Below are 25,524 nucleotides of genomic sequence, written 5' to 3'. Positions count from 1 at the left end.
GACACCCCGAAAAGGGCGGCCGCGGTGCGACCGCAGGAGGTACCCGCGCTCCTCCTGCGGTCGTACTCCGGTGCGGTGTCCTCCGACGGCGGGCGCATGTGCGCCGCCGCCCCCGCCACCTACCGTGGCGGGACGGGGCACGGCGGCGACGCGGGGCCGGGCCGCCAAGGTGCCGTATCGGCAAGGGACAGACAGGGACGACGGGGACGTGCTGATGACGGAGGCTGCCGCAGGGCACGACACCGCCCACCCGGTACGCCACCGGAACCGTGCACAGCGACCGACGACAACCGGGCTGCCGCCCACGAAGCCCACGAAGCCCACGCCGCTCCTGCTGCTGCTCCTGCTCCTGCTCCATGTCGCGGCCACGCGCGCACCGCACGAGCTCCCGGCAGCCGCGGCCCTCACCGTCGCCCTCACGCTGCCCCTGTTGTGGCGGCAGCGTGCCCCACGCGCGGTGTTCGGCGCCGTCGCAGCCGCAGCCTTCGTCCAGTGGCTGGCGAACGTCCAACTGCCCGCGGACGTCGCGCTGTTGGTGGCCCTGTACACGGTGGCCGCGCACGTGGGCGGACGCGCGGCACTCGTCGCCGGCGCCGTCGTCGAGGGTGGGGCCCTGCTGGCGTGCCTGCGCTGGGCGACGGAAGGAGCATTCCTGGCCCCCTTCCTCGCACTGACCGCGACCGTCGTCGCCACCGTCGCCCTGGGCACGAACGCGCGGACCGCGCGCGCCTACCTCGCCGCCCTGGAGGAACGGGCCGCACGCCTGGAGCAACACCAGGACCAGCAGGCACGACTGGCCGTCGCCGAGGAACGCACCCGCATCGCCCGGGAGATGCACGACATCGTCACCCACAACCTGTCCGTCATGGTCGCCCTCACCGACGCCGCCGTCCAGACGCAGCACCGCTCACCCGACCGGACGACCACCGCGATGCTCCAGGTCTCCGAGACCGGCCGGCAGGCCCTGACCGACATGCGGCGCTCGCTCGGCATCCTGCGGACCGACGAACCCGACGCGCAGCGCCACCCCCTGCCCGGCATCGCCCAACTCGACACCCTCGCCGACCGGATGCGCGCCACCGGGCTGCCGACCCGCCTCGACATCCTCGGCAGCCACTCCCACGTGCCTGCCACCGCCCAACTGACCGTCTACCGCCTGGTACAGGAAGCCTTGACCAACACCCTCCAACACACCCCCGCCGGCACCCGCGCCGACGTCCGGATCCAGTGCTCCGCCGCAACCCTCACCGTGGACATCACCGACAACGGCCCCCACCTCCCCGGCTCGTCCACCTCGTCCGCTCCGTCCGGCCAGGGCATCCCCGGCATGCGCGAGCGCTCGGCCGCCTACGGCGGGACACTGCGCGCCGGACCGCTCCCGGGCGGCGGCTGGAACGTCCACACCCGCCTCCACCTCGACGGAGCAGCTCCCGCATGACGATCCGCATCCTGATCGCCGACGACGAAGCACTGCTCCGGATGGCCTTCAGCACGATCCTGGACGCCCAGCCCGACATGACACCCGTCGGCGAGGCCGCGGACGGCGCCGAGGCCGTACGCCTCACCCGGGAACTGCGCCCCGACGTCGTCCTGATGGACGTCCGGATGCCCGGGACCGACGGCATCGAGGCGACCCACCGGCTCACCCAGATCTCCCCGAGGAGCAAGGTACTGATCCTCACCACCTTCGACCTCGACGAATACGCCTTCGCCGGACTCGCCGCCGGCGCCTCCGGCTTCCTGCTGAAGAACGCCAGGCCCGAGGAACTCCTCACCGCGATACGCAACGTGGCCGCGGGCGACGCCGCTCTCGCCCCGAGGATCACCCGCCGCCTGCTCGACGACCTCCGGCCGTACCTCCCCCACGGGAGCCGCACCGACCACCACGACGAACGACTCAGCCGGCTCAGCACGCGCGAACGCGACGTCCTCGTCAAGGTGGGTAGCGGCCTGTCCAACGCCGAGATCGCGGCCGCCCTGCACCTCGCCGAGGCGACCGTGAAGGCCCACCTCGGGCGGATCCTGCAGAAACTCGGACTCCGCGACCGGATCCAGGCCGTCGTCTTCGCTTACGACAGCCGCCTCGTCCACCCGGCCTGACACCACCAGGAAGGGCCCGGCGCGCCTGTGCTTCAGGCTGACCCCCGCGGATGCGGGGAGGACGCTGGACACCCGGCCCGGCACGACAGTCGAACCGGCTGACCCCCGTGGGTGCGGGGAGGACGGCCCCAAGGTCATGGCAGCCCAGCTCAACCACGGCTGACCCCCGCGGGTGCGGGGAGGACTGGGCGTACAACTCCACAGCCCTGGATGGGTACGGCTGACCCCCGCGGGTGCGGGGAGGACCACCGAACCCGCCTCGCGGATTCGAGCGGAACCGGCTGACCCCCGCGGGTGCGGGGAGGACATCATGACTGACCGCCGCAGGCTCTCCCTGCGCGGCTGACCCCCGCGGGTGCGGGGAGGACGCCGTGTACCCGGCCAGGACCCGCAGCGCGAACGGCTGACCCCCGCGGGTGCGGGGAGGACGCGAGGCTGCCACGGACAGCACCCGCGGCAATCGGCTGACCCCCGCGGGTGCGGGGAGGACCCGACTACGTCGTCCTCGATGGCAACCGCCGCCGGCTGACCCCCGCGGGTGCAGGGAGGACCGGCACCTGCTCGGTGACGTACTCGTCCACCACGGCTGACCCCCGCGGGTGCGGGGAGGACGGCGGAGCGGCTGCCTACGACAACCCGATCTCCGGCTGACCCCCGCGGGTGCGGGGAGGACGAACGGCTGGCTGGGAGGGGGGCCGTGCTCGGCGGCTGACCCCCGCGGGTGCGGGGAGGACACCGAGCTGGACGGGGCCAGGGTGATGCGGAGCGGCTGACCCCCGCGGGTGCGGGGAGGACACGTTCGCCGGGCCGTCCTCGTTGAACGCGACGGGCTGACCCCCGCGGGTGCGGGGAGGACTTCAGGATCTCGACTCCGCGAAGATCGCCGGACGGCTGACCCCCGCGGGTGCGGGGAGGACCTGCCACACGTTGATTCGCCACCGGTCGGCGTCGGCTGACCCCCGCGGGTGCGGGGAGGACCTATAGGGAGTTCTCCAGTCGGTAGAGCCGTCCGGCTGACCCCCGCGGGTGCGGGGAGGACCCCGCGTCCGTCGCTGAGCTGCGACAGGACGTCGGCTGACCCCCGCGGGTGCGGGGAGGACTCCCCCTCCGGGGGGGTGTGGGGGGGTGCAGCCGGCTGACCCCCGCGGGTGCGGGGAGGACTCTTTGTGACCTGCGGTGTAGTGGCGGCTTTGCTGTTTCTTGACTGAGGGGGCGTCGGCTTCGGGTGCTTGTCGATGTGGTGGGCTGTTGAGGAGTCAAGGAGCTCCGGACATCGTGTCACCTGTGTCTGACAATGTGCCGGCCTCAACGCGTTGTGGTGTCCCGCCCCCACCCACTGGGCGGGGGCGGGACACCACGGGGGTTTGTCAGCTGCTGGTGGTCAGCAGGCGGTTGGCGAGGGCGTCGGCGAGGCGGTAGGCCTCGTCGGCGGAGAGGGTGCGGCAGATGGCGTCTGCCAGTTCCTCGACGTCATGCCAGTCGACGTTGCCGAGGCCTGTGGTCTGCGGGGTAGTGGTCGCCGGCTGTTCGTCGGTCGACGGGGCCACGGCGCGCTGCTCGGGCATCGGGAGGGGGTCGGAATTTTCCGCGGAAAATCGGTCGGGGTCCGCAGCGGAGACGGGTTCGGGCTTGGGCTCGGTGCTCGGCACCGGTGCAGCGGGAGCTGACGGCTTGGTCACCGGCTTTGCGGCCGCAGGTGCCGGTGCCGGTGCCGGCGCAGGCGCAACCGCCGCCGGCTGCGCCGCCGGCACGTCGGCGGGGGCAGCGGCAGGGGCTGCCTTGACCGCCGCCTTCGCCTCCTGCCGCGCCGCCCGCTTGGCGAGCACCGCGTCGGCGTCGGCCTGGAGCAGCTGTTCCAGCTGTTCCGTCTGCTGGGCCTGGGACATGTCCTCGATGCCCTTCACCGATCCCAGCCGCCGCGCGACGTTGATGGAGATGCCCTCCTCGCCGCGCGCCTTGGCCCGCACCTGCCGCTGGAGTTCCGGGTGGAGCTTCAGCAGGTTCTTGCGGTGGGAGATCCAGCTCTGGGACCAGCCTTCCGCTTCGGCGGCTTCCTTGGCGGTCGGGTACTGCGCCACGATGAGCAGGACCGCGTTGGCCTCCTCGATCGGGTCGAAGTCCTTGCGCGCCATGTTCTCGTCCAGCGCGGCTCGCAGCAGGGTCGCCTTGGACTCGGCGACCGAGTCGTCGACGACGACGAGCAGCTGTTCGCGCCCGTACAGCGCGGCCGCGGCGCGGCGGCGGTTGCCGTTGATGACGATGACGTCCTGCGGGCCCGCGCCGAGGGTCTGCCGGTCCTCCGGCCACAGCCGCAGGTAGGCGGCGGGGGTGACGGCGAGGCAGCTCTGGAGCTGGCGGTCCTTGATGCTCGCCAGGTCGGAGAGGTCGCCCAGTTCGTCGCGGGGGTTGCGCGGGTTGGGGAGGCAGTTGGCGGTGGGGATCCACCGGGCGGGGGTGTCCGCGGCGCTCTTGGCGCTGTCCACACCGGGGGCGTCGACCACCGGGTCGGTGGCCATCGAGGCGAAGGAGACGCGACGGCCTGCCATCAGCGACCCCCGTAACCGAGTTCGAGGGAGAGGCGGAAGAAGTCCTCGCGGGCCCGGTAGGCGGTGCCGCTCTCCTTGTACTGGGTGACGACGGTGCCTTCGGCGACCGCGCGCGAGTGGATCTTGTAGCGGCGCAGGACGGTCTTGGCGCGGGGCCAACCCCTCGCCGCGATGTACGCCTCGGTGTCTTCGAGGTCGGCGCGGCCGTCCCGCGGGTCCCAGTTGTTGACGACGATCCGGAAGGGGATGTCCATCGGCTCGATGACCTTCTGGATGGTCCGGGCCGTCGGGTCGAAGCACAGCGGCTCGGTGATCATCGGGACGAGGACGTCGTCCGCGATCTCCAGGGCGTTGCGCAGGATCTGCTCGTCCGCCAGGGTGCCCGGCGTGTCGATGAAGATGTGCTGGTACTCGTCCTTCTCGCCGAGGACGTCGAAGGTGCACGCCGCGAGGTTGACCGTGGTGGTGGTCTTGCCCACGCCGCCCTTCTGGTTGGCGATGACGTGGATCTTCGCGCCGGTCTTCTTGAGGTGGACGAGCTGTTCGGCCTGGTCGTGCGCCGCCATGAAGTCGAACGGCAGGTTGTCCCCGACCCGCTCGGCCCAGACGACGGCGGACCCCTGGGGGTCGGTGGACACGACAAGCACTGATGGCTTCATGATGTTCCGTTCTCTCCGTGGGCTTCCCGGGCGGTGTTGCCCGGTACTTCGGAATGCCCGCCGCTCAGAGCCATTGGACGGCGGACGGGGAACAGCATTCCAGATGATCAACTGAGAGCTCGACACGACCCGCGTGCGTTTGCGCACAATGATCGGTTTCGTGGGCCGGTTACGGGGGCCGATTCCGTGTCGGAAGCCGTGTCGGAAGCCGTGTCCGGAGCCGCGTTGGAAGCTGAGTCCCGTCCCGCCCGAGTGCTCGGCCGTGCACGCACGGCGGAGGGGGGGAGGAAACACGGAAAGGCGGTGTGAATGGGGTGGTCGTGACCGGCGGGTGGGGCGTGCGAATAATGCCTGCCGTGACTTCCGGCATGGGCGGGCTGTCCCCGGGGCGACGGCGCCGTTGAAAGGGGGGAGCCCGGGCTCGGTGTCTTCGTCGGGCCCAGGCTCCTGTGGGGTCGGCCGGTCCCCGTCAGACCTTGATGGTGAGCCAGGCGCCGAGGCCGCTGCAGCCGCGGGCGTCGTAGGAGGTGCTGCGGTAGCCGGCGGGGATCGGGGAGTACGGGCAGGTCCAGATGCCGTTGCGGACCAGTTCGTGGAACCAGGCGCCGACGCCGCTGCAGCCGCGGGAGTCGTAGTTCGTCAGGACGTAGCCGGAGACGATCGGTGAGCCGGAGCAGGTCCAGAGGCGGTTCTGGGCGGGCTGCTGGAACCAGGCGCCGTGGTTGTTGCAGCCACTGGCGTCGTACATGGTGATGACGTAGCCGGCCGGAACGGGCGCTCCGGAGCAGCTCCAGCCGCCGGTGGCGGAGGCGGTTCCGGCCGTCGTGCCGGTGAGGGCGGCCGCGAGGACGGCGACCGTGGCGGCCGCCCTTGCAGCCCGGGTGGTCAGCTGACGGAGGATCCTGGTCACGGTGACACCGTTCCGTTCGGTCTGCTCCCCTGCTGCGGGTACGGCCGCGGGGGAGGGCGTAACAACGGGGACGGGCCGCACCCTAGCGACGGGTGATCGGTTGCGGATAGGTCTGGATCGAAGGATCGGCGCACCTGACCGAAAACGATCGGGTCGGCGGGTGCGGGGGGCCTTGCGGGTGTGCAGGACGGCGGCGCCCGGGATCCCGGGTGGGTGGCACGGCGCCGTCAGGCCTCCAGGACCAGGTGCAGCAGTGCGCGCAGGTCCTCGCGCTGGCCCGTGCTGAGCCTGGCCAGGGGGTCGGCGGCGAAGGGCATCCGGGTGCGCAGGTCGGCGGCGACGCTGCGCCCCGCTTCGGTGGCGGCGACGCGCTTGACCCGGCGGTCGCCCGGGTCGACGCTGCGCTCCACCAGGCCCCGGGACTCCAGTCGGTCGATGATCACCGTCACGTTGGACGGCTCGGCGTGCAGCCGCTCCGCGATCCGGCGGGTCGGGACCGGCTCCTCGGCGGCGAGCAGCGCCTTGGCCTGCAGCGACGTGAGGTCGTGGGTCGCCGCGGCGGCCTCGAACTCCTTGGCGTAGCGGCGGGTGACGGCCGCGATGAGGCCGACGATCTCCCGGGTGAGCTCATCCGGTGGCTGGGACATGCCGTCCAGCATACCGAGGTACTTGACAGGCTGAACTATCGGGGAGCATAGTTATGACCCATATTGGTTATGAAACATAAGTAAGAGGGAGTTCCCACCATGACTACGGCGACCACCAAGACCGTCCTGATCACCGGCACCTCCTCCGGCATCGGCCTGGCCACCGCCGTCGCCGCCGCGCGCAGCGGCTGGCACGTGATCGCCACCATGCGCGACACCACCAAGGCGGACGCGCTGCTGGCGGCGGCAGCGGAAGCCGGGGTCACCGTCGACGTCCGGGCCCTGGACGTGACCGACCCGGCCTCCGTCGAGGCCTGCCTGTCCGGCCTCGACCGGCTGGACGCGCTGGTCAACAACGCCGGCGCGGGCCACGTCGGCACCCTGGAGCAGGAGAGCGTCGAGGACGTCCGCGCCGTGATGGAGGTCAACTTCTTCGGCGTCCTGCACGTCACCAAGGCCGCCCTGCCCCTGCTGCGGGCGAGCAAGGGCCGGCTGCTGACCGTCACCAGCGTCGGCGGCGTGGTCGGCCAGCCCTTCAACGAGGCCTACTGCGCCGCCAAGTTCGCCGTCGAGGGCTACATGGAATCCCTCGCGCCGGTCGCCGCCACCGCCGGCGTGTCCGTCAGCGTGGTCGAACCGGGCGCGGTGGCCAGCGAGTTCGTCAGCAACGTGCGCCTCGCCGAGGACCCGCTGGAGCAGGCCGGACCGTACGCACCGGCGCTGGCCGCCTACCTGGAGCGCACCCGTGGCGCCTTCGCCAACGCCCAGACCTCGCAGGACGTCGCCGCCCGGATCACCGACCTCCTCGCCGCCGAGCAGCCGCCCTTCCGCCTGCTCACCTCCGACGCCGCGCGCGCCTTCGCCGCCACCAAGCTCAAGGACCTCGACGGGTCGGCCGTCCAGACCCTGACGAGCGCCTGGGTCGCCTGAGGACGGACGGACCGTCGGTACGTCGACGAAGCCGGCGAGTTGGCGCGTCGCCGGCCCGGTCGTCGTCGCCGCTCCGGCACTGCTCCGTCGCTGCTTGGGCGCCGCTATCGGCCGCTGCCGAGCACGTCGTCGGCGAGGAGGGTGAGGCGGGTGCGGCTGCCGGTGGCCGGGAGGGCGGTGAGTGCGGCACGGGCCCGGTGGAGGTGGCGTTGGGCGATGCGGTGGGCCGCGGCCATGGCGCCGGTGCGGTGGACGACCTCGTGGATCCGGCGGTGTGCGGTGTGCGTGTCCAGGCGGCCGGCGAGCATCTGCTCGACGGTGTCGCGGTCGCCGGGGCTTGCCGTCCGGTGGGCCAGCAGGATCGGGAGGGTGGGGCGGCGGTTGCGCAGGTCGCTGGTGGCCGGCTTGCCGGTGGGGGAACGGTCGTGGTCGTAGGGCAGCAGGTCGTCCTGGATCTGGAACGCGGTGCCGAGTTCGTCCCCGTAGACGCCGAGCGCGTGGACCTCCTCGGGGGTGCCGCCGCCCAGGACCGCTCCGATCTGGCAGGCGCCCCGGATCCCCGCCGCGGTCTTGAGCCGGGTCATGGCGAGGTAGTCCTCCACGGTGCAGGAGGGGTCTCCGCCCAGCGCCAGTTCGACCGTCGCGCCGCGGCACAGGTCGGCGCCCATGTCGGCGAAGACGCGCAGGGCCTGGACGATCCGCTCGGTGGGGACGCCGCGGTCCTGGCATTCGGCCAGCCCCTGGAACATCGAGAAGATCATCCTGTCGCCGGCCAGGATCGCGCGGTCGATCCCGAACCGGTGCTGCACGGCGGGGCGTCCGCGCCGGGTGTCGTCCCCGTCGATGATGTCGTCGTGGATCAGGCTCGCCACGTGGCCGGCTTCGATTCCGAGCGCGGCCGGCATCACCTGGGCCGCCGTGCCGCCGACCGCGGCCGTCGACTCCAGGCAGAGCAGCGGGCGTACGAGCTTGCCCGCCGGGAGCAGCGCGTGGCGGCAGATCGTCTCCGGCTCCTGCTGTTCGGCGCCCCAGCGCCGCTCGACCTCGGCCCGGAGCTCGTCGCGGTAGGCCGAGAGCGTGCGCCGGTACCCGGCGCGGTGGTCCGGGGTCTCGGGCTGCCGGAGGGCGGCGGATTGCAGCGGGTGGGGCATGACGATCCTCTGATCTGCTCGTGGGGACCGCCGAGTGCTCGGCAGCGGCTTCCTTGACATCCCTGATGCCCAGCGCGCCCGCACGATATGGGCAGCCAGGTCACTCGAACGGGTGGGAATGGTGCGGCGCGGGCCCGCCGAACGGCTGGGTGGGCCCCCTCCGTTCGGCCGGAGCCGGCGCCGGGGCCGCCGATCGTCAGCAAGTTGCCACCCGATCGGCTTGATTGACGCTTCGACGGGTTCGTAGGTTGCCTACATACCGATTGTCTGATCATCAATCAGAAGAAAGCCGAGTTCCTGATATGAGCATCAAGGCCAAGCTCGTCGCCACCGTGACCCTGACGGCGGCGATCACCGCCGGCCTCGCCGCCCCCGCGGTCGCCGCCCCGGCCGCCCCGGCCCCGGCTGTTTCCGCCGCTGCTCCTGCCGTCGCGGCCGGCAGCTCGGTGAGCGAGCAGCAGTGGTTGGCTGACGTCACCGCGGCGATCGCGCCCGCCCGCGCCTACATCGAGCAGCGCACCGCCACCCCGAAGGCGGGCGAGAAGCCCGCGATCGTCTTCGACATCGACAACACCACCCTGGCGACGCACTTCCACCCGTTCACGATGCCGGGCATAGCGCCGGTGGTGGAGCTGGCGCAGTACGCCCACGCGCGCGGGGTCACGATCATCTTCGTCACTGCGCGCCCGGGCTTCATCGAATCCGTCACCCGGTACAGCCTGCAGAAGGCCGGCTACACCGTGGACGAGCTGCGCGGACGCGACCTGGGCGACCTGACCAAGCCGGTGCAGCAGTACAAGACGGAGGAGCGGATCAAGGTCGAGAACGAGGGCTACACGATCGTCGCCAGCGTCGGCAACAACTGGACGGACCTGAACGGCGGCCACGCCGAGAAGACCTTCAAGCTGCCGGACTACGACGGCCTGCTCTCCTGACCGTTCCCGCAGTGACGCAGTGACGCAGTGACGCAGTGACGCAGTGACGCAGTGACGCAGTGACGCGTCCGGGGCCCGGCCGTGGTGCCGGGCCCCGGACGATGCCTCGCCGCTACGGCGGTGGGGGAGGCTGGTGCTCCGCCCGGAAGGTTCGCCGGGTTGGTGGTGGGGGCGGTGGGCGGGGGCTGTCCGGCGCGGACGACGGCGCCGCCCCGGAGGCCCGATTCGGTCGGGTAGAGGGACGCCTCGAAGCCGCCCGAGGCGCAGTGGACCCAGGCGTCGCCAACGTTCATGCCGTTGTCGGTATCGAACACCTCTCAGGCCGAGGCGGTGGGGCCGCTGTAGTTGCCGGACTCGGTCGGGTAGAGCTCGATCTCGACCCCGCCGATGATGCCCATGCCGCAGCCGATGCTCGCACCGCCGTTGTTCCGGGCGCTCTGCGACCAGTCGTTCCAGTCGGTCCAGATGTTCTGGTCGGTGCAGTTGCTGACGACCTTGAGGTGGAAACGCTCGTCGGTCTTCGAGTAGCTGGTGTTCACCGACCAGGAGACCGTGGCGTGGGTCGGGTCGTTGTAGGTGAGGCAGACCCGGTACTCGGTGGCGTAGTTGCTCCACAGGTAGTCGGAGCAGTTGGTGCCGGCGTGGGCGGTGCCCGCGCCGAGCGCGATGACGCCGCCGGTCGCGAGCGCCAGCGCGGTCGCGGAGCGGGTGAGTGCGCGGAGTGCGCGTTTCATCGTTCCCCCAAGTGAGTAGTCTCTGGTGTTCGCGCGATGGGCTGTGAGCCGTGGGCTGTGGGCGATGGGCCGGGGGCGTGGGCGTGGGCCGTGGGCGACGCCCCGGTCAGCACCGGTAGCTTCCCCAGGTGTTCGGGGACGGCGTTCCGGTGTGGAAGTCCCACCAGGCGGAGCCCTGGTCGATCGAGCACGTGTTGTAGACCCAGCCCAGGAAGGCGGTGAACTGCATGCTCGGGTACCCGTCGATGGAGGCCGGCGGCGTCGTGTAGTCCGAGAAGGACGAGTTGCCGCTGGAGACGTTCCTGACGACGGCGGGCGCGGCCTTGTTGTTGTAGAGCGAGAGGTCCACGTTCCAGCCCGAGTGGTGGGACGTGAAGGTGGAGTCGACGTGGAAGTGCGCCTCGACGCTGCGGCAGGCCGGGGCGTAGAGGAGTTCCACGAAGCCGACGTACTCGCCCTGCGAGGTGCGGATGTCCTGCGTCCCGTAGCGGCCGGTGTAGGAGCACGAGGCCGCGGCGGCCGGGCTCGCCGCCGCGGTGTCCGCGATCCCGGCGAGGAGGGAGGCGCCGATCAGCGCCCCGATCATGAGCTTCCTGCGTATGGCGGGCATGAGGCCTTTCCGGGGGTGGGTGGGTTCGGCGGGGTCGGCACCAGGACGGCACCAGGACGGCACCGTGCTGGTCCCGCCCCTTCGTCCGCACACCAGGGTGCCGGTCACGAGGGGGACGGGGAACGACGTTGACCGGACGTTGGCCTGACACTCGCGGGCCCCGCCGCCCGGACCGTCCCTTTCCTCCCCCCTCCCCGGAGCGCCCGCCGTACGGAAGTGTCCGGTCAACGACGGGTCAACGTCGTGGTGGGCCGACACGTCCGACGGCAAGGATGGACGCCGAACCGCCCGCCACCACGCGGCAGTCGGCACCACCGGTGGTACGGCCGGCTCGCAACGGATCGTTCCTTCCGTCCGAATCGAAGGGGAAGACATGCAGTTCAAGTCGGGGCGTCGAGTCGCCTCCCTCGCCGCGGTGACCGCGCTGACCGTCACGGGGCTGGGGCTCGCCTCGGGAACCGCGTCCGCCGCGACCGGAGTCGACTCCAACTCCGCGCACGGCGTGGAGATCACGGGCTGGCACACGTCGGACGAGAACCCGTGGGTGTCCGCCCGGCTGTGCAACTACCAGAGCTCGGCGAACAGCTTCTATTTCTGGATCAGGGACACGGCGGGCCACTACGTCACCAGCCCGGGGCACGTCACCCCCGTCCTCGCGCCCGGCCAGTGTGACTACGTCTCCGGCGAGGGCTACGGCAGCACCCCGATCCAGGTCTACGCGAGGTCCGGAAGCTCCTGGACCTTCGGCACCGACCCGATCTACCTCGGCTGACAGCCGGACGGACACCGCTTCGGCCGAGCGACCCAGCCGGCCGATTCTTCACAGGAGGAAGACGTGAGAGCGAAACGACTCACGGCGCTCGGAGCTGCGGCTCTGGTGACCGCCGTCGGCCTGAACGTGGGTGTGGCCGGAACCGCAAGCGCGAACGGAGGTTGCCGCGGCCAGACGGACCCGGGCACCTACCCCGAGTCCATTCAGCTGAACCCGTGCATGGTCACGGACGGCGGATGGGTCGCCGGGGTCATCACGCCGGAGACGGACATCCAGGTGTGGTACTCGATCATGGACAAGCCGGCCTGGCAGTCAGGAGGGCCGATCTACACGGTCGTACCACCCACCAATCTGGGCATCATCGGTCCGGCCATCGGTCCCGACTGGGGCCGGAAGGTGTACAGCGGCCACATCGCCATGGCGACGAGCCACTGTTACTACCTGCGCGTGTGGTTCGTCGACGGATCGACCACGTACGGGTACGCGGAGTCTCCCGGCGCCTGTGTGTGAGCCCGGCGCTCCCGACACTAGCGGCGGCGCTTGCCGCGGTACTCCGGGCAGGGGCAGATCCTGCCGTTCGGGTACAGCTCGCCGACGTCGAAGTCGTCACTCCTCGCAGGCGAGCCTTCCCCACGCGTACACCGCCATCCGCCCTCCCTCGCTCTGCTCTCCGCAAGACATCCTGACGCCGTCCTGACGCGGACCTGACGGCCTCTCAGGCTGCCATCTCCCCGCGCGTCGCGGTACCCCCGGGCGCGTGCGGGTGGGTCAGCCGTGCTCCGCCGAGCCGGTGAGCCGGAGCTTGCGCTGGGCCCGCTGGTAGAACGTGGTCCGGCCGAGCCGCACCACGCGGGCGGCGGCGGGCAGCATGGTCACCTCGACGACGCCGCCCGGTGCGAGCCGGCCGACCAGGAGGCCGTCGGCCTCCACCGCGAGGTCGCCGCTGTGCGGCAGGACCTCCAGTTCGAGCCGTTCGCCGCTGGAGAGGAACACCGAGCGGTTGAAGGCGGCGTGCGGAGCCACCGGGGTGATCAGCAGCCCCTCCGCGTTGGGGGAGACGATCGGCCCGCCGGCGGAGAAGCTGTACGCGGTGGAGCCGGTCGGTGTGGCGACGACCACCGCGTCGGCGGTGTAGGCCACGAAGGGCTCGCCCTGCACCCGTACGGCCACCGCCGCGGACTTGTGCCCCGGGCTGCGCACGAGCACGACGTCGTTGAGCGCCGTCTCCTGCTGGGCGTTGCCGGTGTTCCCGGCGTCCCCGAAGCGGGCGTGGACGGCGGAGCGGGCCTCCAGCGTGAACCGCTGGGCGTCGATCGCGTCCAGCGCGGCCGGCAGCTCCGGGATGTCGACCTCGGCGAGGAAGCCCAGGCGTCCGACGTTGACGCCCAGGACCGGCGCATGGCCCCGGGTCGCCAGTCGCATGGTGCGCAGCATGGTGCCGTCCCCGCCGAGGCTGATCAGCAGGTCGGCGCTCGCGGTCAGCTCCTCGGGCCCGACCGGGATGGCCTCGCAGCCGATCCGGGCCACCTCCGTCGCCAGCCCCAGGACCTTCGTCCCCCGGGCCCGGCTCCACCGGACCACGGCGTCCACGGTGGGCGCGCAGGTGCGCTCGGGGTGGAGCACCAGCCCCACCGTGCCGATGAATCCCATTCCGGGCACCTCGATGTCGGCCAGGCCACTGTTGCTCCCTCCAGTCACGCACAGCCGCCCGCGGGCTTCAACGTCAACTTCAACGTCAACGTCAACTTCAACGGCAACGTCACCGCCGGCGATCTAGCATGGACAGAGCAATGTTTCGGCTCCGGGCCCGCGCCCGGGCCCGCGCCGCAGCGGCGGGGAGGTCGACATGGCGTTCGACACCACTGGCTTCGGGCAGGCGGAAAGCTCCCGCTACCTGCCGATCTCCGAGCACGGCCTGATCGGCGATCTGCGGACGACCGCCCTGGTCGGCACGAACGGCACCATCGACTGGTACTGCTGCCCGCGCTTCGACGCGCCCAGCGTGTTCGGGGCCATCCTGGACGCCGACCGGGGCGGGTCGTTCGAGCTGGCCGCGGACGTCCCGGCGCGCACCCGGCAGTTCTACTTCCCGGACACCAACGTGCTGATCACGCGGTTCTTCGCCGCCGACGGGGTGGCGGAGATCCAGGACTTCATGCCCGTGGCCGAAGGGTCGGCTTCGTCGACGGCATCGGCATCCTCGACGGCCTCGGCCGAGGCGGCCCGGCACCGGCTGATCCGGCGGGTCGTCTGCGTCCGGGGGACCCTCCCGTTCAGGGCGCGGATCGCCCCCCGCTTCGGCTACGGCGCCGAACCGCACACCGTGCACCTGGAAGGCGACAAGGCGGTGTTCCGCGCCCCCTCGCTGACGCTCGCGCTCACCTCCACCGCCCCGCTGGAGCCGGCGACCGACGGCCGGGACGTCTGGTCGCACTTCAAGCTCCTCGAAGGCGAGTCCCACGTGTTCGCGCTCGACCAGGTCGGCGACGACGTCCCGGTCCGCTCGTGCCCGCGCGCCGAGGCCCAGGAGGAGGCGGAGGCGACCGTACGGTTCTGGCGCCACTGGCTGTCCCGCTCCCGGTACCACGGCCGGTGGCGGGAGATGGTGCACCGTTCCGCGCTGCTCCTGAAGCTGCTCACCTACGCGCCGACCGGTGCGATCGTCGCCGCACCGACCACCAGCCTGCCCGAGCGGATCGGCGGCGGACGCAACTGGGACTACCGGTACGTGTGGGTCCGCGACGCCGCCTTCTGCGTCTACGCGCTGCTGCGCCTCGGGTTCACCTCGGAGGCCGAGGCGTTCATCGGCTTCCTCTGCGATCGCCTGCGCGGCCCCGCCGCCACCGGCCCGCTGCAGATCATGTACGGCATCGACGGGCGCACCGAGCTGCCCGAGTACGAGCTGCCGCACCTGGAGGGCCACCTCGGCTCCGCACCGGTGCGGGTCGGCAACGCCGCCACCGGCCAGCTCCAGCTGGACATCTACGGAGCGATGATCGACTCCGTCTACCTGTACGACAAGTGGGGCCAGCCCATCAGCAGCGACGCCTGGGAGGACATCGGCGCGGTGGCGGACTGGCTCTGCGAGCACTGGGACCAGCCCGACGAGGGGATCTGGGAGACCCGCGGGGGCCGCAGGAACTTCGTGTACTCACGGCTGATGTGCTGGGTGGCGCTGGAACGGGCGATGCGGATGGCGACCCGCCGCGGACTGCCCGCCGACCTGCCCCGCTGGCGGCAGTCCCGGGACGCGATCTACCACCAGATCATGCGGCGCGGCTGGTCGAGCGAGCGCCAGGCGTTCGTCCAGTCCCTGGACGACGGCGAGCTGGACGCGTCGCTGCTGATGATGCCGATGGCCAAGTTCCTCTCGCCCACCGACCCCAAGTGGCTCTCCACCCTGGACGCCCTCAGCAGCGGCCTGGTCTCCGACTCCCTGGTCTACCGCTACGACCCGACCACCAGCCCCGACGGCCTGCAGGGCCCCGAGGGCACCTTCTCCATCTGCTCGTTCTGGTACGTCGAGGCGCTGGCCCGGGCGGGCCGGCTGGAGGAGGCCCGGCTGGCCTTCGAGAAGATGCTCACCTACGCGAACCACGTCGGCCTGTTCGCCGAGGAGATCGGCCGCACCGGCGAACAACTCGGCAACTTCCCGCAGGCGTTCACCCATCTCTCGCTGATCAGCGCCGCCTTCAACCTGGACCGCGCCCTGGGGTGACGCGGCCACCGGGGGCTGCCCGGTCGACTGCGAGGTTCACCCGTCGGGTTCGCCCTTCGAGGCTCATCCTTCGGCGAGCTGCCGCGGTACGTGCACGACGGCCAGGGCCGCTGCCGCGGCCGCAAAGCCGAGGACGGCGCCGGCCGCGACGTCGCCCGGGTAGTGCACGCCCGTGTGGACGCGGGAGTAGCCGACGGCCACCGCCAGCGCCCCGAGCGGCACCGCCGCCGGGGGCAGCACGACGCTGACCGCGGTGGCGAAGGCCGTCGCCGACGCGGTGTGCCCGGACGGGAAGGACGCCGACTCCGGCATCGGCACCTGCCGGGACACGATCACCCGGGCCCGCTCCCGGTCGGGCCTGCGCCGGTGGACCATCCGCTTGCCGATCAGGTTCGCGGCCACCGAGGCCAGGGCGACGGCGGCGACCCCGACCACGGCCGCCTGCCGGGGCCGGCCGGGGACCAGGGCGAGGCCGGCGGCGACGGTCAGCGAGATCTTCGAGTGGTCGGCCGCGCGGGACAGTCGGCGCAGCGCCGAGTCCAGGGCCGGGGTGGGGGTGGCGGCCACGGCCGCGTAGAGGGCTCCGTCGATCGCGCGCAGGTCGGTGAGCACGTCGGCGGGGGATGTCGTCCGGTGGTTCCGCCCGTTCCGCTCGTTCCGCTCGTTCCGCTCAGTCATGGGCCTGTCCTCCGGAATCCCGTCCTCTGGAGCCCTGCTCGCCGGAGTCCCGCTCGCCGGAGTCCCGCTCGCCGGAGTGCCGCTCGCCGCGGTTGAACGCGAGGGCCGCGAGCAACCGCCAGTCCATCCGGGGGATGGCCGGGGCGCCGACGCCCGGGCGGTCGCGCGGCACCAGCACCCGCAGGGCGCCCGGGCGCAGCGTGCACACCACCGGTGTGGGCATCTGCAGCGCCTCGCCGTCGACGGCCACCGGGATCTCGTCCTGGTCGCGCTGAGGGTGGTCGGAGGTTACCTCGACCCGCCGCGCGGTCAGCACGGTCAGCCCGGTGGACTGCGAGCCCCGGACGGCCAGGTCCGCCGCCTGCGTCGCACTCTCCACCCGGACGCCCAGCACGCCCAGTACGCCGCCGTCGAGCCGCGACCGGCGGCCGCCGCCGTCCAGCTCCGTGGGGGAAGCGTACGGGTTGTTGCTGACCAGCAGCGCCTGCTGGCCCGAGAGCGAGGCGGGCGCGGGGTCGTCGACCCGGCCGTCGATGCGGGCGTCGACCCGCCGTACGCCCTCGCCCACCAGCAGGTCCGGCAGGAGGTTGAGCATGGTGCCCGCCTTGTCGTCGCGGTACTCGGGGCGCTGCACGATGTCCGCGTACACCCCGAAGGAGACGGTGTTGACGAAGGCCCGGCCCGCGACCTCGCCGAGGTCGACCCGCAGCTCCTCGCCGTCGGTCAGCGCGTCCAGGCAGCGCGCGGGGTCGGAGCGGTCGAGGCCGAGGTCCATGGCGAAGTGGTTGCGGGTGCCGGCGCAGATCACCAGGAACGGCAGTCCGTGCTCGGCGGCGACCGCCGCGACCAGGGCCTGGGTGCCGTCGCCGCCCGCGACGCCGAGCAGGTCGGCGCCGTCGGCCACCGCCTCGCGGGCGAGCGCGGCGACGTCGGCGTGGACGGCGGGGTCGAGCAGCACCACCCGGGCGCCGAGCCGCTCCGCCCGCTCCACCAGCCCGAAACGGCCGACCTTCCCGCCGCCCGACTTCGGGTTCATGATCAGCACCGGCCGCCGGGGCCGCGGCACCTGCTGTGGGCGCTGCGCCCGCTGGGCGTGCGCCCGGCGCAGTGCCTCCCGCGCGAGCACCAGCGCCGCGCCCCAGAGGAGGAAGAGGAGCAGCGCCGTCAGCCACAGGTCCCGGTAGACGAACAGCACCAGGACTCCGACGGGCGCCGCGACCGCGAGGAACGCCCCGAGGACCCGCACCAGTCCGCGGTACGCCACGAACCACCAGAGGCCGGCCGCCCAGACGACCAGTTCGAGGAACCCGGCCACGATCACCACCAGGCTGCCCGAGCCCACCGCGAACAGCAGCGCGACCACGGCGCCGACCGCGGCCAGCAGCGCACACCGCGCGAGCACCCGCGCGGTCAGGCTCCGCTCGGAGCTCACCTGCCGTGTCCCGTCGATCTCGTCCTCCCCATGCTGTGTTCGTGCCTTGAGTGCCTTGAGTGCCTTGAGCCCGTGTGAGCAGCCTGCCCATTTTCCGACCCGTGAGCACCTCGGCCGCGCCGTCCCGGTGAAGGGCAGTGGGCGACGCCGGGGTTGACACGGTCGGATCGAACCCGCAGCGGAGGCCGAACCGACCGGACCGACGAGACGACGTCACCCGGGTCACCTGCCCGGGACCAGGGGCGTGCGGCTCCCTCCCGGGAGGGAGACGGGAGCCCTCTGCGGCGGGATCCGCCCCGGGCGGCGCGCCGGTTGACTGGCGGTCGACGACGATCCGGGGAGGAAGACCCATGATGCGCACGCGAATCGGACGGCTGGTGGCGCAGGCCGCGGCGGTGGTGGTGCTGGCCGGGACGGCCGTGCTGCCCGCCGCGGCGGCTGCGCAGGCCGGCCCGGTCGGCTCAACCGGCTCAACCGGCTCAACCGGCCCGGCCGACATCCGGGCGGCCATCGAGGCGGTGCCGGGCCTGCGGATCGTGGAGGAGAAGCCGGCCGCGCCCGGGTTCCGGTTCTTCGTCCTGACGCTGCACCAGCCCGCCGACCACCGCCACCCCGAGCAGGGCGGCTTCGAGCAGCGCCTCACCCTCCTGCACCGCGGTACCGACCGCCCCACCGTGCTCTACACCAGCGGTTACGGACTCTCCACCGGCCAGTACCGCTCGGAGCCCGCCGAGCTGGTGGACGGCAACCAGGTCAGCACCGAGCAGCGGTTCTTCGGCACCTCCCGGCCCGAGCCCGCCGACTGGAACGACCTCGACATCCGGCAGGCCGCCGCCGACCACCACCACGTGATCGAGGCGCTGAAGGCCGTCTACCGGGCCCCGTGGATCTCCACCGGCGGCAGCAAGGGCGGCATGACCACCGTCTACCACCGCCGCTTCTACCCGCGGGACGTGGCCGGCTCCATCGCCTACTCCGCGCCGAACAACATCGACGACCGCGAGGACTCCGCCTACCTCGCCTTCCTGCGCACGGTCGGCACCCCCGAGTGCCGCACCGCCCTGCAGGCCGCGCAGCGCGCCCTGCTGGAGCGCCGCACCGCTCTGGTCGCCCGCTACCAGGCCTGGGCGGACGCCAGGGGTGACGGCTTCCGGCTGGTCGGCAGCGCCGACAAGGCCTTCGAGATCGCCGTCCTGCGCGCGCCGTTCATGTTCTGGCAGGGCCGGGGCCAGGCCGCCTGCCCGGCCGTACCGGCCCCGGACGCCTCCGATGACGCGCTCTACGGCTGGCTCTCCGAGGTCGCCCAACTGCCGGTCTACGCCGACTCGGTGGCGAACCAGTTCGTCCCGTACTTCTACCAACTGGGCACCCAGCTCGGCTACTTCCAGGTCGATACCGACCACCTCGCCGACCTGGTCCGCTACCCCGGTGCCACCGAACCGCGCACCTTCGTCCCCCGCGACGTCCCGCTGCACTACCGGCCGCAGGCGATGCGCGACGTGGACCGCTGGGTCCGGACCCACGGCGAGCACCTGATGTTCGTCAACGGCGCCGCCGACCCGTCCGTCGCCGAACCCTTCCGCCTCGGCGACGGTTCCCGGGACTCCTGCCTCTACCAGGTCCCGGGGGGCACGCACGCAGCCCGGATCGCCCAACTGCCCACCGCCGACGCCACCGCAGCCACCGCGACCCTGCGCCGCTGGGCGGGGGTGTAGCGGGCGACACCGGGCAGGCCCCTAGGAGGTCACCACGTTGGACGCCTCGTAGATCTTGGGCTCGGTCTCGGGCATCCCGGCCTCCCGCATCAGCGGGGCGATCTTCTCCACGAACCGCTGGAACGCCTCCTTGGACTCCCAGACGTCCGTCACGTGCCAACCGTCCGGGGTGGGTCCGGCGCAGTGCGAGATGAGCCCCGGTACCGGCCAGTCCGAGCGCGACCTCACGACGCCGCGCCCCCCGGTCATCTTGTCGGTGACCTCCTCGTACTGGGCCCGGGTGCCGCCCGGAATGTCGAACACGATGATGACGGCCATGCTGAACCTCACTTTCGATCGACTACCGCCGGTGCTACCGGCCGGGTCCAGCTGACCAGCCACGCCTGCGGTCGGCACGGGGAGCGCGGCCGTACGAGGGCTTCGCAGTCTTCGCGCGGCCCGGGGGTGGGGGCACGGGCACGGGCTGGTCGCCGTCGATGACGACTCATCGACGGCAGCTCATCGATGTCAACCCTGACGATCGTCAAGGTCGCTGCCTGGCTTTCGGGTCGGGTCCTGGCAGGCCCTGCGCTCCTACTGTCCCAGGCATGACGAGCATGACGACGAGAACGGGCAGGAAGAGGGCAGCCGGGAACGGCCCGGCCGCGGGTGTGCGGGTGGCCGGTGCGGCGGCGCTGCTGGGTACGGGCGCCGGCGTGGTCGGATGGCTGGCACCGGCCGGCGGGGGAGCGGGCGGGCCGCTCCGGGTGGTCACCGGTGCGTCCGCCTCCGGCTACCGGCGGGTGGCCGGTGCGGTCGCGGACGCGCCGGAGGCCGTGGCCGGGCTCCTGGCGCCGGCCACCGAGGCCGGGTTGCTGGTGCTGGGGCTGCTGCTGGCGCTGTGCTGGTGGTCGGCGCGCGGGCGCCGGGCGGCCGGTACCGTCGCGGGAGTGGTGCTCACCGGCCTCGGCACGGTGCTCTCGTACGGGGCGAGCGAGGTGCTGAAGGTCCTGATCGACGAGGAGCGCCCCTGCCGCGCCTTGCCCGGGCTGCCGGCCAGTGCTGCGGCCGACTGCCCGCCGCCCGGTGACTGGTCGTTCCCCAGTAACCACGCGACCCTGGCCGTGGCCCTGGCCACCGGTCTGGTGCTGCTGCGCCCGCGGTGGGCGTGGCTGGTCGTCCCGGTCGGCCTGGCGACGGCCGCACTGCGCGTGGCCGCCGGGGTGCACTACCCACACGACGTGGTGGCCGGGGCGGTGCTCGGCGGCACGGTCACGGCGGCGGTGGTTCTCGCGCTGCTGCCGTCCGTGACGGCGGCGGTCGGCGCGCTGGGCGGGGTCCGGTTGCTCGGCACGCTGCTGCTGGCGCCGGGGCGAATACCACCCACCACCGCCGTCCCCGCCGCTGTCCCCGCCTCCGTCCCCGTGCCGGCCTCCGTACCGGTGCCTGGCGTCGGCCCGGCCTCCGTGCCCGGGTCAGCCCCGGGCGTCGGCGCCCAGCCCGGCCTCGTGGGCGAGTACGGCGGCGGCCGCCCGGTTGGCCACCCCCAGTCGCGCCAGGACGGAGCTGACGTGGGCCTTCACCGTCCCTTCCACCACGCCGATCCGGCGGGCGATCTGCCCGTTGGACAGCCCGGCCGCGACCAGGGCCAGCACGTCCCGTTCCCGGGCGGTCAGCGCGGCGACCTGTTCCCGGGCGGCGGCGCGCCGGTCGGCCGGGCCGCCCACCCCGGTGGCGGCGAGGTGGGCCACCGCCCGGGCGGCCACCTTGGGTGAGAGGTAGGCGGCACCGTCCGCCACTGCCCGGACGCCGGCGATCAGTTCCTCCGGTTCGCCGGACTTGACCAGGAACCCGTTGGCGCCGCCGCCGAGGGCCCGCAGGATGTAGTCGTCCTCGCCGAAGGTCGTCAGCATGACGATCCCGGTGGCGGCCCCGGAGCGGGTGGTCGCAGCTGCCCGGCGGATCTCTGCGGCGGCGGCGATGCCGTCCGCGCCGGGCATCCGGATGTCCAGCACGGCGACGTCCGGGCGGTGCCGCCGGACCAGTTCGACCGCCTCGCGGCCGTCCCCGGTCTCGGCGACGACCTCGATCCCCGGATCGGTCGTCAGGACGGCGCGCACGCCCGCGCGCACCATCGGCTCGTCGTCCGCGATCACCACCCGGATCGCTGCGTCGGCCGTGGCCTGGGCCGCCGGTGCCGGGGTACCCGCTCCGCCGTTCAACGGGCGCTCACTCGACCAGGGCGTCCAGGGAGACCAGCACGTCCCCCCGGAAGCAGAGCCGGTACGCGTCCCCGGACCGGTCGTCGTCGAACGCCGCGGCCGTCATCGCGTAGTACTCGCACGTCACTCCTTCTGCCCGGGGCGGTGGATCGCCCACTGACGGATGGTACGGAACCTGGTGCTCCGGCAGGAACGGCTGCACCGTCGCCCGGTCCTGCCCGACCCGCAGCGACGCGTAGTCGGCCGGGTCCAGCACGGCGCGTCCGGCCGTGTGGACGGCCCACCCGCGCAGCACCGTGACCAGTGCCAGCGCGGTGAGCAGCGGCACCAGGACGACCGCCACCACCATCCGGACCACCCGGCGGCGGGCGTGGCGCAGTTCCCGGGCCGGCGAGACGGCCGCCGGCCCGGGCGCGGGGGAGGGGACGGACACGGCGGCGGAGCGCGGGAGGCGGGCGGACACCTCGAAGCCCCCGCCCCCGGCGCGGGGCCCGTGCTCGAAGGTGCCGCCCGCCAGGCGCACCCGCTCGGCCAGGCCGAGCAGGCCCCGGCCGCCGGTGCCCGGCACAGCCACCGGGGTGGCGGGCGGGGCGGCGGGCGGGGTGTTCACCGGGGCTGCCGGCGCGGCTGCCGGCGCGGCCGCCGTCGGGGCCACGGCCGGGGCGTCGTTGGCCACCCGGACGTGGGCGCCCTCCGGCGTGTACGTCACCCGCACGGTGACCGGCGCGCCCGCGGCGTGCTTGGTGGCGTTGGTCAGCCCCTCCTGCACCACCCGGTACGCGGCGTGCTCGGCCGCGCGCGGCATGCCGTCCGCCTCCCCGGTGACCGTGAGCCGCACGTCCAGGCCGGCCGCGGCCGCCTCCTGCACCAGCTGCGGGATGCCGGCATCCGCGGGGCCGGGGGCGGCTCGCCCCTCGGCCTCCTCGCGCAGGACGCCGATCACCTCGCCCAGACGCTCGACCGCGGCCGCCGCACCCGCCCGGATCTCCTGGGCCGCCTGCCGGTGCGGCGGGGCCAGGTCGGGTGCCAGCTTCAGTGCGCCGGCCCGCAGGGCGATCAGGCTCAGGTCATGGCCGAGGGCGTCGTGCATGTCCTGCGCGATCCGCGCCCGTTCGCGCAACCGGGCCTGCTCGGCGACCAGTTGCTGTTCGCGCTCGGCCCGCTCCGCCCGCTCCCACCCGGCCCGCACCAGTTCCTGCGACTGCCGCCAGAACCGGCCCACCATCCACGGGCCCATCCCGGCGCAGACCAGCAGGGACACGAACGACGTCCCCCGCACCGTCCACGCCGGTACCGCCACCACCGCCAGGACGCCGACGGCGACCAGCACCCCCAGCACCACCACCGCCGGCCGGGCCCGCTCCATGCGCAGGCCGGCCAGGAACGCCGCCGCGATCGCGGCCAACACCCACCAGATGGCCACCGAACCCAGCCCGACCGCGCCCGCCGCCACCGCCAGCAGCCCCCGGTCCACCCATCGCGTACTCGTCCACACCCCCCTGACCCTACGGATCACGCGGCGCCCGCCAAATCTGTCGAAAGTCATCTACTCGTCGGTCAACTACACCACCGACTTCGTCACGGTCTCGGCGCCGCAGGTCTACTTCGACCCCGGGTACGACGCGATCGACGGCGACATGACGGTGGGCGTGAACGGCGTCAACTACCTCTACTTCAAGAACAACAGGAACGGGACACTGCTGGGCACCCGCTCCACCTCGCTCGCCCCGGGCAGCTTCACGCCCTTCACCCCGGCCGTCTCACACGGCGGCACCGAGGCCCCTACCGTCGTCAAGTCCCTCACCTCCAGTACCTCCTGGATGTGGGGCGACACCTACACGCCCAACGGCGTCTTCTACTCCTGGCAGACCACCGACCTGGCGGTCGGCACCTGGACCCCGCTCGACCAGAAGACCTACACCCAGTCGCTCAACTCCAAGCACTGCGGCATCACGACCGTCGCCACCGCCGAGTACGACAACCTGCTCGCCAAGTGGGGTGCACCGGACTGGAACCGGCTCAAGTCATACAACTTCCCAACCCGGTACCTCCGGCACTCCGACTACCTCCTGCGCATCGACCCGATCTCGACGGCCACCGAACGGCAGGACGCGACCTTCCGCGTCGGCTACTGACGGCGCTCCCGGCTCCGACCGGCCAACGGCCCTGAGCTGCTCGCCTGGCAGTGAGTCAGCGATGCGGACCCCGCCGGCGGTGGTCCGTGGCACCGTGCCGCCGAGCAACGACCGATGGGGGCACGGCAGGATCGGGCACGGGGTTCCTCCGGATGGGGGGCGGTCAGCGGGGTGGCCGCGGGTGCGGGTGCGGGGGCGGCGGGTCGAGTCGGACGAGGTGCCGGTCCACGGTGCCGTCGGGCCGGTGCACGGTGCGGTAGGCGTACGGGACGGTGCTCTCGGGGAACGTGGCGACGCCCTCCTCCACGACGCACCGCTGCTCGGCGATCGCGCGCAGCCGCGCGTCGGTGTCGGCCGGCAGCTCCGGGGCCGGCGGGCGTCGGTGTCGGCCCATCGCCCTCACGCGCCGACCAGGGTGCGCGGGTCGAAGCGTTCGTCGTCCCAGCCGTGGGTGGAGAAGCCGCGTCCGCCCGAGAAGTGGAGGGTGAGGGCGGCGTGCGCGGTCGGGAACATCGGCAGCGGCGGCGCGTCGGCCGGGGACCAGGTGACGGCGAGGTGCTTGTCCGGCTCGGTGTTCGTCAGCTCGCCGCGCCAGGTGGTGGCGAGGAACACCGACAGCAGGAACGGGCCCTTGCCGTCCCAGCCGGCCCGGACCTGGATCGTGTGCACGAGCCGCAGGTCCTCCGGGTCGGTGATCAGCCCGGTCTCCTCGCGGAGTTCGCGGGCGGCGGCCTGGTCGAGGCGTTCGCCGACCTCGACCTTGCCGCCGGGGATCGTCCACGCCGGTGTCGTGCTCCAGCTGTTCGCGGCGTAGTGGATCGTCGCTACCAGCTGCCGGGCCCGGTCATGGGCGATGACCGCCACGGCTTGGCGAAGGCTCTCCACGGTGCTACCTCCGGGAGTGTTCGGGGACGGGGACTCGGGGTACTCGGGGGACTCGGTACGGCCGGCGCGTGCTCATGTCGGCCGGGTGGTGGTCGAAGCGGGTCACACGTTCTTCCCGCCGGGCCGGTCGGCCGCTGTGGCGAGCAGCGGCAGGTAGTGGGTCATAGCGTGTACGGCCCGTCAGAGCACGGCGAGCCGGTCCACGAGCAGGTCCAGCCTCGGCTCGGTGTCCTCCGGGGGCAGCCGTCCTGCGCGGGTCAGCGTGGCCAGTCCGTGCAGGGCCGCCCAGAAGGTCTCGGTGAACAGTCCGGGGTGGACGCCGTCCCCGGCGACCTCGCCGAGGCTTTCCAGCAGGGCGGCGAAGGCGTCCTTCAGGGGTTCCGGGGTGTCCTCGTGGGCGAAGGCCAGGCCGCCGTCGAGCTCGAAGATGGCGTCGTAGACCGCCGGGTTGCGGGCGGCGAAGTCGAGGTAGGCGCGGGCGAGGGCGGCGACCCGGGCGCGCGGGCCGTCGGCGGCCGAGGTCGCCGCCCGTACCGCCGCGGCCAGCTCGGCGGCGCCCTCCAGGGCGACGGCGCCGATGATCTCGCGCTTGCCGCGGAAGTGGCTGTAGAGGACGGGCTGGCTGTACTCGATGCGCTCGGCGAGCCGGCGGGTGGTGACCGCCTCCCAGCCGTCCTGCTCGGCGAGTTCGCGGGCCGTCGCCACGATGAGGCGCTCGCGCTCCGCCCGTTCGCGCTGCTTGCGTTCCTGTACCGACATGATTCGA

Annotated in this window: 24 protein-coding genes, 2 pseudogenes and 1 CRISPR repeat array; of the genes and pseudogenes, 10 read left to right on the top strand and 16 right to left on the bottom strand. The window is 72.7% G+C overall.

Going from position 1 to position 25,524, the window contains the following annotated elements; all coding sequences use genetic code 11:
* Positions 1–214 precede the first annotated feature (214 nt).
* Together CRP52_RS36700 and CRP52_RS36695 are read left to right on the top strand one after the other, a co-directional pair.
* Positions 215–1,438, top strand: coding sequence for a sensor histidine kinase (locus tag CRP52_RS36700; RefSeq protein ID WP_097241203.1), 1,224 nt, complete (start codon positions 215–217; stop codon positions 1,436–1,438).
* Positions 1,435–2,100 (top strand): response regulator, encoded by a 666-nt coding sequence (locus tag CRP52_RS36695; protein WP_097241154.1) that lies wholly within the window; start codon positions 1,435–1,437, stop codon positions 2,098–2,100. Before CRP52_RS36700 ends, CRP52_RS36695 begins: the two co-directional genes overlap by 4 nt.
* Positions 2,101–2,134: 34 nt before the next feature.
* Positions 2,135–3,261: a CRISPR direct-repeat array (repeat unit 29 nt; unit sequence CGGCTGACCCCCGCGGGTGCGGGGAGGAC).
* A 206-nt stretch (positions 3,262–3,467) separates the two neighbouring features.
* Here the strand turns inward: CRP52_RS36695 and CRP52_RS37910 are convergent.
* The 4 genes from CRP52_RS37910 to CRP52_RS36675 form a co-directional block, all read right to left on the bottom strand.
* Positions 3,468–4,646 (bottom strand): ParB/RepB/Spo0J family partition protein, encoded by a 1,179-nt coding sequence (locus CRP52_RS37910; RefSeq protein ID WP_097241153.1) that lies wholly within the window; start codon positions 4,644–4,646, stop codon positions 3,468–3,470.
* The gene (locus CRP52_RS36685) at positions 4,646–5,284 is read right to left on the bottom strand and encodes a ParA family protein (RefSeq protein ID WP_218893225.1); all 639 of its coding nucleotides are present in this window, start codon (positions 5,282–5,284) and stop codon (positions 4,646–4,648) included. The genes CRP52_RS37910 and CRP52_RS36685 overlap by 1 nt, the downstream gene beginning before the upstream one ends.
* 490 nt (positions 5,285–5,774) lie before the next feature.
* On the bottom strand, positions 5,775–6,215 hold the full coding sequence (locus CRP52_RS36680; protein WP_257033242.1) for a hypothetical protein: 441 nt from the start codon (positions 6,213–6,215) through the stop codon (positions 5,775–5,777).
* 227 nt (positions 6,216–6,442) lie between these two features.
* Positions 6,443–6,862 carry a MarR family winged helix-turn-helix transcriptional regulator gene (locus CRP52_RS36675; protein WP_097241200.1) on the bottom strand — a complete coding sequence of 140 codons (420 nt, stop codon included), beginning with the start codon at positions 6,860–6,862 and terminating at the stop codon, positions 6,443–6,445.
* Positions 6,863–6,961: 99 nt separating this feature from the next.
* On the opposite strand from CRP52_RS36675, the gene CRP52_RS36670 reads away from it, so the two are divergent.
* Entirely contained in the window at positions 6,962–7,792 is an 831-nt protein-coding gene (locus tag CRP52_RS36670) for an SDR family oxidoreductase (RefSeq protein WP_097241152.1), read from the top strand.
* A gap of 104 nt (positions 7,793–7,896) precedes the next feature.
* Here the strand turns inward: CRP52_RS36670 and CRP52_RS36665 are convergent, their stop codons facing one another.
* The gene (locus tag CRP52_RS36665) at positions 7,897–8,943 is read right to left on the bottom strand and encodes a polyprenyl synthetase family protein (protein WP_179853163.1); all 1,047 of its coding nucleotides are present in this window, start codon (positions 8,941–8,943) and stop codon (positions 7,897–7,899) included.
* Between the two features lie 302 nt (positions 8,944–9,245).
* On the opposite strand from CRP52_RS36665, the gene CRP52_RS36660 reads away from it, so the two are divergent.
* The gene (locus CRP52_RS36660; RefSeq protein WP_097241150.1) at positions 9,246–9,878 is read left to right on the top strand and encodes an HAD family acid phosphatase; all 633 of its coding nucleotides are present in this window, start codon (positions 9,246–9,248) and stop codon (positions 9,876–9,878) included.
* A gap of 317 nt (positions 9,879–10,195) precedes the next feature.
* On the opposite strand, the gene CRP52_RS36655 is transcribed toward CRP52_RS36660, so the two are convergent.
* Positions 10,196–10,612 (bottom strand): hypothetical protein, encoded by a 417-nt coding sequence (locus CRP52_RS36655; protein ID WP_097241149.1) that lies wholly within the window; start codon positions 10,610–10,612, stop codon positions 10,196–10,198.
* Between the two features lie 106 nt (positions 10,613–10,718).
* A complete protein-coding gene (locus CRP52_RS36650) occupies positions 10,719–11,222 on the bottom strand; it encodes a hypothetical protein (protein WP_143685936.1) in 504 nt (167 codons plus the stop codon).
* Positions 11,223–11,595: 373 nt separating this feature from the next.
* Here CRP52_RS36650 and CRP52_RS36645 point away from each other — a divergent pair, with 373 nt between their 5' ends.
* Both CRP52_RS36645 and CRP52_RS36640 read left to right on the top strand, forming a co-directional pair.
* Positions 11,596–11,994 carry a hypothetical protein gene (locus tag CRP52_RS36645; protein ID WP_097241147.1) on the top strand — a complete coding sequence of 133 codons (399 nt, stop codon included), beginning with the start codon at positions 11,596–11,598 and terminating at the stop codon, positions 11,992–11,994.
* Positions 11,995–12,099: 105 nt separating this feature from the next.
* On the top strand, positions 12,100–12,504 hold the full coding sequence (locus CRP52_RS36640) for a hypothetical protein (RefSeq protein ID WP_097241146.1): 405 nt from the start codon (positions 12,100–12,102) through the stop codon (positions 12,502–12,504).
* Positions 12,505–12,762: 258 nt separating this feature from the next.
* On the opposite strand, the gene CRP52_RS36635 is transcribed toward CRP52_RS36640, so the two are convergent.
* Complete coding sequence (locus CRP52_RS36635; RefSeq protein WP_218893224.1) at positions 12,763–13,644, bottom strand: NAD(+)/NADH kinase; 882 nt, start codon at positions 13,642–13,644, stop codon at positions 12,763–12,765.
* 196 nt (positions 13,645–13,840) lie between these two features.
* On the opposite strand from CRP52_RS36635, the gene CRP52_RS36630 reads away from it, so the two are divergent.
* Positions 13,841–15,712, top strand: coding sequence for a glycoside hydrolase family 15 protein (locus CRP52_RS36630; RefSeq protein WP_097241145.1), 1,872 nt, complete (start codon positions 13,841–13,843; stop codon positions 15,710–15,712).
* Between the two features lie 63 nt (positions 15,713–15,775).
* Here the strand turns inward: CRP52_RS36630 and CRP52_RS36625 are convergent, their stop codons facing one another.
* Both CRP52_RS36625 and CRP52_RS36620 read right to left on the bottom strand, forming a co-directional pair.
* Positions 15,776–16,390 carry a phosphatase PAP2 family protein gene (locus CRP52_RS36625; RefSeq protein WP_097241144.1) on the bottom strand — a complete coding sequence of 205 codons (615 nt, stop codon included), beginning with the start codon at positions 16,388–16,390 and terminating at the stop codon, positions 15,776–15,778.
* Positions 16,383–17,822: a diacylglycerol/lipid kinase family protein gene (locus tag CRP52_RS36620; protein WP_097241143.1), complete on the bottom strand. Its 1,440-nt coding sequence runs from the start codon at positions 17,820–17,822 to the stop codon at positions 16,383–16,385. Before CRP52_RS36620 ends, CRP52_RS36625 begins: the two co-directional genes overlap by 8 nt.
* Before the next feature lie 350 nt (positions 17,823–18,172).
* On the opposite strand from CRP52_RS36620, the gene CRP52_RS36615 reads away from it, so the two are divergent.
* The gene (locus tag CRP52_RS36615; RefSeq protein ID WP_097241142.1) at positions 18,173–19,537 is read left to right on the top strand and encodes a S28 family serine protease; all 1,365 of its coding nucleotides are present in this window, start codon (positions 18,173–18,175) and stop codon (positions 19,535–19,537) included.
* 21 nt (positions 19,538–19,558) lie between these two features.
* On the opposite strand, the gene CRP52_RS36610 is transcribed toward CRP52_RS36615, so the two are convergent.
* Positions 19,559–19,855, bottom strand: a complete 297-nt coding sequence (locus CRP52_RS36610; protein WP_097241141.1) for a hypothetical protein — start codon at positions 19,853–19,855, stop codon at positions 19,559–19,561.
* A gap of 158 nt (positions 19,856–20,013) precedes the next feature.
* Here CRP52_RS36610 and CRP52_RS36605 point away from each other — a divergent pair.
* Positions 20,014–20,748: pseudogene (locus CRP52_RS36605) on the top strand (phosphatase PAP2 family protein); the annotation flags it as partial.
* A gap of 243 nt (positions 20,749–20,991) precedes the next feature.
* On the opposite strand, the gene CRP52_RS36600 reads toward CRP52_RS36605, so the two are convergent.
* Both CRP52_RS36600 and CRP52_RS40705 read right to left on the bottom strand, forming a co-directional pair.
* Entirely contained in the window at positions 20,992–21,738 is a 747-nt protein-coding gene (locus CRP52_RS36600; protein WP_373560590.1) for a response regulator, read from the bottom strand.
* Between the two features lie 7 nt (positions 21,739–21,745).
* Entirely contained in the window at positions 21,746–23,161 is a 1,416-nt protein-coding gene (locus CRP52_RS40705; protein ID WP_179853162.1) for a sensor histidine kinase, read from the bottom strand.
* Positions 23,162–23,294: 133 nt separating this feature from the next.
* On the opposite strand from CRP52_RS40705, the pseudogene CRP52_RS36590 reads away from it, so the two are divergent.
* Positions 23,295–23,873 (top strand): annotated as a pseudogene (locus tag CRP52_RS36590) (AbfB domain-containing protein); the annotation flags it as partial.
* Positions 23,874–24,036: 163 nt separating this feature from the next.
* On the opposite strand, the gene CRP52_RS36585 reads toward CRP52_RS36590, so the two are convergent.
* The 3 genes from CRP52_RS36585 to CRP52_RS36575 form a co-directional block, all read right to left on the bottom strand.
* Positions 24,037–24,267, bottom strand: coding sequence for a hypothetical protein (locus CRP52_RS36585; RefSeq protein WP_097241139.1), 231 nt, complete (start codon positions 24,265–24,267; stop codon positions 24,037–24,039).
* A 5-nt stretch (positions 24,268–24,272) separates the two neighbouring features.
* Positions 24,273–24,758, bottom strand: coding sequence for an NUDIX domain-containing protein (locus tag CRP52_RS36580; protein ID WP_097241138.1), 486 nt, complete (start codon positions 24,756–24,758; stop codon positions 24,273–24,275).
* Between the two features lie 180 nt (positions 24,759–24,938).
* Positions 24,939–25,517 carry a TetR/AcrR family transcriptional regulator gene (locus CRP52_RS36575; protein WP_097241137.1) on the bottom strand — a complete coding sequence of 193 codons (579 nt, stop codon included), beginning with the start codon at positions 25,515–25,517 and terminating at the stop codon, positions 24,939–24,941.
* Between the last annotated feature and the right edge of the window lie 7 nt (positions 25,518–25,524).

The sequence above is a fragment of the Streptomyces sp. 1331.2 genome (assembly GCF_900199205.1).
GTDB lineage: Bacteria > Actinomycetota > Actinomycetes > Streptomycetales > Streptomycetaceae > Kitasatospora.
This window is presented reverse-complemented; position numbering and strand designations above follow the sequence as displayed.

Coding starts and splice junctions, on each gene's coding strand:
- CRP52_RS36700 (WP_097241203.1), top strand. CDS start 215: ATGACGGAGGCTGCCGCAGGGCACGACACCGCCCACCCGGTACGCCAC.
- CRP52_RS36695 (WP_097241154.1), top strand. CDS start 1,435: ATGACGATCCGCATCCTGATCGCCGACGACGAAGCACTGCTCCGGATG.
- CRP52_RS37910 (WP_097241153.1), bottom strand. CDS start 4,646: ATGGCAGGCCGTCGCGTCTCCTTCGCCTCGATGGCCACCGACCCGGTG.
- CRP52_RS36675 (WP_097241200.1), bottom strand. CDS start 6,862: ATGTCCCAGCCACCGGATGAGCTCACCCGGGAGATCGTCGGCCTCATC.
- CRP52_RS36670 (WP_097241152.1), top strand. CDS start 6,962: ATGACTACGGCGACCACCAAGACCGTCCTGATCACCGGCACCTCCTCC.
- CRP52_RS36665 (WP_179853163.1), bottom strand. CDS start 8,943: ATGCCCCACCCGCTGCAATCCGCCGCCCTCCGGCAGCCCGAGACCCCG.
- CRP52_RS36660 (WP_097241150.1), top strand. CDS start 9,246: ATGAGCATCAAGGCCAAGCTCGTCGCCACCGTGACCCTGACGGCGGCG.
- CRP52_RS36655 (WP_097241149.1), bottom strand. CDS start 10,612: ATGAAACGCGCACTCCGCGCACTCACCCGCTCCGCGACCGCGCTGGCG.
- CRP52_RS36650 (WP_143685936.1), bottom strand. CDS start 11,222: ATGCCCGCCATACGCAGGAAGCTCATGATCGGGGCGCTGATCGGCGCC.
- CRP52_RS36645 (WP_097241147.1), top strand. CDS start 11,596: ATGCAGTTCAAGTCGGGGCGTCGAGTCGCCTCCCTCGCCGCGGTGACC.
- CRP52_RS36635 (WP_218893224.1), bottom strand. CDS start 13,644: ATGGGATTCATCGGCACGGTGGGGCTGGTGCTCCACCCCGAGCGCACC.
- CRP52_RS36630 (WP_097241145.1), top strand. CDS start 13,841: ATGGCGTTCGACACCACTGGCTTCGGGCAGGCGGAAAGCTCCCGCTAC.
- CRP52_RS36625 (WP_097241144.1), bottom strand. CDS start 16,390: ATGACTGAGCGGAACGAGCGGAACGAGCGGAACGGGCGGAACCACCGG.
- CRP52_RS36615 (WP_097241142.1), top strand. CDS start 18,173: ATGATGCGCACGCGAATCGGACGGCTGGTGGCGCAGGCCGCGGCGGTG.
- CRP52_RS36610 (WP_097241141.1), bottom strand. CDS start 19,855: ATGGCCGTCATCATCGTGTTCGACATTCCGGGCGGCACCCGGGCCCAG.
- CRP52_RS36585 (WP_097241139.1), bottom strand. CDS start 24,267: ATGGGCCGACACCGACGCCCGCCGGCCCCGGAGCTGCCGGCCGACACC.
- CRP52_RS36575 (WP_097241137.1), bottom strand. CDS start 25,517: ATGTCGGTACAGGAACGCAAGCAGCGCGAACGGGCGGAGCGCGAGCGC.